The following is a 6,594-nucleotide window of genomic DNA, read 5'->3' on the forward strand; positions in this document are numbered from 1 at the left end:
ATACAAGTATAATGTAAACGGAAATTACATAAAATTAAAAATAGAGGCAAAAAGGGACAAGCCGGACAGCAACGGGAACGAAAACATGCGGCTTACGGCCCCAAGAGATCCAGTGATCCTTGCCAATGGGTCATACCTGGACAAAGTAATAACCGATGTAGGCGGGGTCGTCTCTGACGACGTAAGGAAGTATCTGTTCGGAACCATCATGCTGCGGCGCTGCAGATAATTGGGTTCGGGAATCATACCTCGATCAATTGCACCAGATCACGCCGATCCTCGTCCCGCTTGATTGGGAAGGCGCCTAGAAACCAGTCCAAGATGTCCTTCAAAGTCGGTGGTGCAGGTCCTGCCCAGGCTGCGGCAACGGACTCCTGCAATTGCATCAGCGCCGCGCGAGCTTCATCTGTTCTTCCCAGCCTGCACAGGGCGGCAGTCTTCCAGCCGGCGGTGTCGACTATTGCGTTTCTGGACCGATCGGCCGCCGCGATTGCGCCTTCGAAGTCTCCGGCAAAATAGCGGATTACCGAGATGTGTGACCACTGGTAGTCCAAAAACATGGATGTCAAATCCATTGCACGCTCCAAGAACTGAGTAGCTGGACCGACGCGGCCCATGAACGCCATACCCAGAGCAGCCGACACCAACGTTTTTGGACTGTTGGGGTTAAGTTCAGCGGCTAGTTCGTAGTGCACTTCCGACTGTTCGAAATGTCGAGTCATCGCCGTTGACCACGCAACGACCAAATGATTGCGCGCGTCGAGTGGATCGAGGGCGACAGCGCGCTGCGCCAGTTCGGCAGCCCGCTTCGTTATCGAAGGATCTGCCGCAATCCCCGGTCGAATGAATTGCCGCGCATTGTGGATGCTGGCCAAACTGGCGTAGGCCGGAGCGAAATTCTGGTCAGCAACGATCGCGCCTTCGAATAGCCGTTCGGCTTCGTCGTCGGCGTCTGGTGTCCAGCGAGTCAGTAGATCCTCGCCGCGCAACCAGGCATCATAAACACCGAGATCTTGCGGGAGTCCTCTAACCTGGCGTGACAGCCTGTCATGCGAGAGGTAAACCTCCAGAGTTGAAGCGATCTTTCCGACCACCTGCTTCTGCAAGGACAGCCAGTTTCCAAGCGAGAATCTAAATGCCTCGCTCCAAATGACATGGTTCGTACCGGGATCGCTGACCGAGACCACCAACTGCATATCATCCTGGCTGTCCACGCATTGGGCCGTCAGCAGATAGTCCGTGTCAGGACCCTCGATCGCGCCATCCTTCAACTCGATAACTGTGAACTCCCGAAATTTGGACAAGTTGGCGACTAATTCGGAGCGGAACCCCCAGACCAGGGGAGAGATTCTCTTGGGTCGAGCCTCGAACTTTCCAACCGCGAGCGTTGGCGCTGGTCCACCAGGCCGACGTGCCTTTTTGTTCTGAGACAACAGCGGTTCTGGAGCTTTCAGCGCTTCCGCCAAAGCTGTCGTTTCCACGCTTGGCGCCAGCTGATATCGCTCACGCAGAAATGCGCGCAGGGTTTCGTAAACCCGCATTGCGGCGGCGACGTTGTGCAATTCGGCATGGTGGCGGATAAGACAGCGTGCAGCGCGCTCATGGCTAGGCTCGAGCACCAATAGGGCATTTGCCGCCCTGCGCATTGCAGGTTCGGACATCTCGAAGCGTTCCAGCATGGCCTCTAAGGCCTCCAATGCGTGGTCACGCCAATTGTGCCTGGTCACGCTTAGCCACGCGCTGAACAGGTCGCTGGTGCCTTCCAGGCCAAATAAGATCGCCTCAGACCAATCCGATCGTTTGAGGAGCAGGTCGTCGATCTTGCCCTCTCCAAGATCCTTCAACATGCGAACGACATCGACGCTTATGCGCGAGGGGCTTAACCCGATAATATTTCCGCGCCTGAGAATTCCCGCCGCCGAGTCGCCCGCAATTGATTTTTCCGCGATCTGCAGGCAATTCGCCATTGCGCGCCGAGCGGCTACCTGGCTTCGTTCTGGCCAAATTAAGGTAGCCAGCCGGTCATGCACCTCCTGATAGTTGCTGGACAGTGCAAGGTAACCGATCAGCGCCTGCGCTTTCGGGGAACGCAATGCGATTGCTTCGCCATCTTCCCGGTAAAGGCCCAGCCCATCGATGACCGAAATCAGCCGCTGATGGCCGTTGTCTGGGACATCAGCAACGTTGGAAGCAACCACATAGTAGAGCGCCAGCGGCTCGGGCATATTCTTCAAGGCGGGCCGCCCGGCGAAACGAAACCGCCACCGCGCGGTGTTGCGGGCCGCCCAATAGACGTCTTGCGTTACGCACACGCCGCCCGGCTCGGCCATCGTCTGTACCCGGGCAGCAACGTTTATTGCATGGCCGAACACATCGCCGTCACGACGATGAACCTCTCCAATATGCAGTCCGATCCGGAACCGACTGTAAAACGGTCTCTTGTCCAGGAGATCGGCCAGGGTACCCTGCATGAAAATGGCGTAGTCGATGGCGCTCGATACACCGTCAAACAAGATCAGGACCCCATCGCCGGTCGTCTTTATGAACTCTGCGCCGAATTCCTCGCAATGGGTTTGAAAGAGTTGGAAACAGAGCGAAACGAGATCCAGGGTTCCAAGTTCATCGGCGGCGGTCAGCCGGCTATATTGAGCCAGATCCGCAAACAGAATTGTTCTAAGTGCCGCTCGCTCCGATCGCGCTTGCATGGCCGCCCGCTGCCTGCCCTGTCGAATGTGCTATTCTGCTCTCCAACGCGGGCTTAGTCGACGGCACAACGACACTCATGACAAATGCTTTCATGAATGGTTGCGAACACGCCAGGGTCGGCGAACTGTTCAACGTGATTGACTTGCCTGTGACGGATGTTCCGGTTCACTTCGCGATCGCGATCCCGAATGATGCCTTGTTGCAATTGCCAATGATGCCTCGCGCAGCAATGCCAGAAACAGGCAGACTGGCCAGCGGTCGCGGATTGAGCATCGACGACTGCCGGGCGAGTTGCCTCGGCGAGGCAGCGGAACTCTTCAGTTGCTGCTCGTGGGGTGACGAGCCGGTGATCACCGCTACGGCCGACGAGATCGGACCGGCGGCAATCGCACCTGAAAGCCTGAATGGCTTCAGTCCAGATCAGATCGTAGCCCGCGCTGCGTGGAATAGAGAAAACACCGGCTTCGACTGGCGACCTCCGATCCGGCATCAATCTGCGGTGCTGGATTGGCTTAGGGTTGAGGATGCATTTGGCGGCGATGGGGCGTTCATACCCGCAGACTTCGCCTTCATAGGACGTCGAGAGGCCGGCGATGAGGCCGCGGTAGCGATCGGCGACAGCAATGGGTGCGCGGCAGGGACCACCGCGGACGCTGCGAAACTGGCGGCCATCCTGGAACTGGTTGAGAGGGATGCTACCGGTAGATGGTGGTATGGAAGAAGGCAGCGCCAAATCATTGATTTGTCCTGTCTCATCGGCATCGATACGCTTGTCGACTGGCTATTGCATCGCGGACGTCGAACCTGGCTCTTCGATATCACCTCTGATATCGACATCCCGGTGGTGGCCGCCGCTTCAGCAGAACCGGACGGCAAGGACGTCTCGCTAGGCTTTTCTGCTGGCCAAAGCCTCCAATTGGCAGCCACGGCCGCGTTGACGGAAATGCTTCAGATGGAAATTTCGCTCGGGGCTGCGCGAGCGCTTGGTGACAATGCTGGCGGTTGGCGGCGATGGCGAGAGAAAGTCTCAATGACGACCCCACCTCTGAACATGGCCTCGATCCAACAGGTCGCGCCAAATCGATCTCCTCCTGCGGGCGAGCGTGACCTGTCAGACGTACTCAACGCCTTGGCGCACAGAGGAATCGATTTGTGGTTTGCCGAAATGACACGCGCGGAATTCGGCATTCCCGTGTTTCGCGCTTTATCGACCCTGCTTTGTCATTACAAGCCACGGTTCGCACCAGCCCGTCTCCTGGCTCCCGATGCCCGCGATCTAAGCTGCGGCGCCGGTTCGCCAGCCGACCAGCCGCTGCTTTTGATTTAGTTCCAAGGCCCGCGGCCTTTTCGCTTTCTGGGGACTGACGCCTCGGTGTCGGCGTTGCGGCTTTTGCTTCGACCTACGCCAGCCGCGCCCGCGTCGTCCTCGGTGTCGCCAGCAGCAGGCTGGTTTCGCTCCCCGTTATGCCGGGGATCAGCCGTATCCGCCGCAGCACGGCGTCGAAATCGGTGAGCGACGCGGTTCCGAGTTCGACCACCAGGTCCCAGCGGCCGTTGGTGGTGTGGATGGTGGAAACCTCGGGGAAGCCGCCCAGCGCCCTGATCACACGGTCCGCTGCGTGGCCCTCGATCTCGATCATCATGACGCCGCGCATGCGCTGGTCGACCGCGTCGGCGCGCAGCACCACCGTGTAGCCGATGATCTCGCCCGCTTTCTCCAGCCGCTCCATGCGCGATCGCACCGTCGCGCGCGAAACGCCGAGGTCGACCGCGAGATCGGAGACGCTGCGCCGCGCATCGTGCCTCAGCAGCGTCACCAGCCTTTCGTCAAGCGTATCCATGATTTTCCATTTCGATCAAACTATATGTCCAATATGATAGATCAGCCTTTTCGAAATGCCAATTTCGCCTGTTCAATCCGCCACCGGATGATGGTTCACTCCTGCGATCAATCGCAAGGACGGAAAGAATCATGCGCTGCAGGATCGTTGGCGCGCCGGTGCAGGACGGTGCGGGCAGGATGGGATGCGAGATGGGGCCGAGCGCGTTGCGCACGGCCGGGCTGGTCTCGGTGCTGGCGGAACTCGGCCACCAGGTCGAGGACTGGGGCACTGTAGAGAAGGCTGAGGGACGCGCCGTCGTTCACGGCAATCTCGCGCTGAAAGCGCTGCCGGAGATTTCCGCCTGGACGGCGGCGATCGCCGAGACCGCTTACGCGGCTTCCCGGGAAGCCATGCCGATCTTCCTTGGTGGCGACCATTCGATCTCCGCCGGCACCGTATCCGGTGTCGCCCGCCGGGCCGCGGAGCTTGGCCGGCCGCTCTTCGTGCTGTGGCTCGACGCGCATCCGGATTTTCACACCCTCGACACCACCACCAGCGGCAATCTGCATGGCGTGCCGCTCGCCTATGCCAGCGGTCGCCCCGGCTTCAACGGCTACTTTCCCGACCTGCCGCAAGCGGTCGATCCTGCCCGCATCTGCGCCATGGGCCTGCGCAGCGTCGATCCGGCCGAGCGCCGCGCGCTGAACGAGGCGGGCGTCACCGTGCATGACATGCGCACTATCGACGAGCATGGCATTGCGCCTTTGCTGCGCGCCTTCCTGGCCAAGGTCGAGCAGGAAAACGGCCTGCTGCATGTCAGCCTCGATGTCGATTTCCTCGACCCGTCGATCGCGCCGGCCGTCGGCACCACCGTGCCCGGTGGCGCCACCTTCCGCGAGGCGCATCTGGTGATGGAGATGCTGTCCGACAGCGGGCTGGTTTCCAGCCTCGACCTGGTCGAGCTCAACCCGTTCCTCGACGAGCGCGGCCGGACCGCCACCCTGATGGTCGACCTCACCGCCAGCCTGATGGGCCGTCGCATCATGGACCGCCCGACCCGCAGCCATTCCGGAAGCCTCTGATCATGACCCAACCGTCCCGCCTTGCCATTGTCCCCTTCGTCAGCGTCGACCGCATGATGAAGCTGGTGCTCGCCATCGGCGTCGAGCGCTTTCTCACCGAGCTCGCCGCCTATATCGAGGAGGATTTCCGCCGCTGGGAGCTGTTCGACAAGACGCCGCGCATCGCCTCGCACAGCCATGACGGCGTCATCGAGCTGATGCCGACCAGCGACGGCAAGATGTACGGCTTCAAATACGTCAACGGCCATCCGAAGAACATGCGCGAGGGCCGCCAGACGGTGACCGCCTTCGGCGTGCTGGCCGATGTCGGCTCCGGCTATCCGATGCTGCTGACCGAGATGACCATCCTGACGGCGCTGCGCACCGCCGCCACTTCCGCCGTCGCGGCCAAATATCTGGCGCCGAAGGGTTCGCGCGCCATGGCCATCATCGGCAACGGCGCCCAGTCCGAATTCCAGGCCATCGCCTTCAAGGCGCTGCTCGGCATCGACAGGCTGCGGCTCTACGACATCGATCGCCAGGCTTCGGAAAAATGCGCCCGCAACCTTGCCGGCAAGGGTTTTGACATCACCATCTGCGCCACCGGGCAGGATGCGGTGGAAGGTGTCGACATCATCACCACGGTGACCGCCGACAAGCAGTACGCCACCATTCTCACCGACAACATGGTCGGCTCCGGCGTCCACATCAACGCCGTCGGCGGCGACTGCCCCGGCAAGACGGAACTGCATCGCGACATCCTGTTGCGCTCCGACATCTTCGTCGAGTTTCCGCCGCAGACGCGCATCGAGGGCGAAATCCAGCAGCTCGACGCCGACCATCCGGTGACCGAGCTGTGGCAGGTGATGACCGGCAAGGCGCAAGGCCGCAGGGCGCCGGAGCAGGTCACGCTGTTCGATTCCGTCGGCTTCGCAACGGAGGATTTTTCCGCGCTGCGCTATGTTCGCGACCAGTTGCAGGCCACCGGCCTCTATGAGGAGCTA

The 6,594-nt window shown here is 60.5% G+C and carries 6 protein-coding genes; 4 read left to right on the top strand and 2 right to left on the bottom strand.

Annotated elements, in window-relative coordinates:
- Positions 1–229, top strand: a 229-nt coding sequence (locus EN742_RS38750) for a hypothetical protein (RefSeq protein WP_210214467.1), incomplete at its 5' end; no start/stop codon positions are given.
- Between the two features lie 13 nt (positions 230–242).
- Here the strand turns inward: EN742_RS38750 and EN742_RS19335 are convergent.
- Complete coding sequence (locus EN742_RS19335) at positions 243–2,705, bottom strand: adenylate/guanylate cyclase domain-containing protein (RefSeq protein WP_126057356.1); 2,463 nt, start codon at positions 2,703–2,705, stop codon at positions 243–245.
- Positions 2,706–2,782: 77 nt separating this feature from the next.
- Here EN742_RS19335 and EN742_RS19340 point away from each other — a divergent pair, with 77 nt between their 5' ends.
- Positions 2,783–4,033: a YcaO-like family protein gene (locus EN742_RS19340; RefSeq protein ID WP_126057355.1), complete on the top strand. Its 1,251-nt coding sequence runs from the start codon at positions 2,783–2,785 to the stop codon at positions 4,031–4,033.
- A gap of 73 nt (positions 4,034–4,106) precedes the next feature.
- Here EN742_RS19340 and EN742_RS19345 read toward each other — a convergent pair whose 3' ends face one another.
- Complete coding sequence (locus tag EN742_RS19345) at positions 4,107–4,547, bottom strand: Lrp/AsnC family transcriptional regulator (protein ID WP_126057354.1); 441 nt, start codon at positions 4,545–4,547, stop codon at positions 4,107–4,109.
- Positions 4,548–4,678: 131 nt separating this feature from the next.
- Here EN742_RS19345 and rocF point away from each other — a divergent pair, with 131 nt between their 5' ends.
- Entirely contained in the window at positions 4,679–5,611 is a 933-nt protein-coding gene (gene rocF, locus EN742_RS19350; protein ID WP_126057353.1) for an arginase, read from the top strand.
- A gap of 2 nt (positions 5,612–5,613) precedes the next feature.
- On the top strand, positions 5,614–6,594 hold a 981-nt coding region (locus tag EN742_RS19355), incomplete at its 3' end, for an ornithine cyclodeaminase (protein ID WP_148670156.1).

The sequence above is a fragment of the Mesorhizobium sp. M4A.F.Ca.ET.020.02.1.1 genome (assembly GCF_004022645.1).
In the GTDB taxonomy this organism is placed as follows: domain Bacteria; phylum Pseudomonadota; class Alphaproteobacteria; order Rhizobiales; family Rhizobiaceae; genus Mesorhizobium.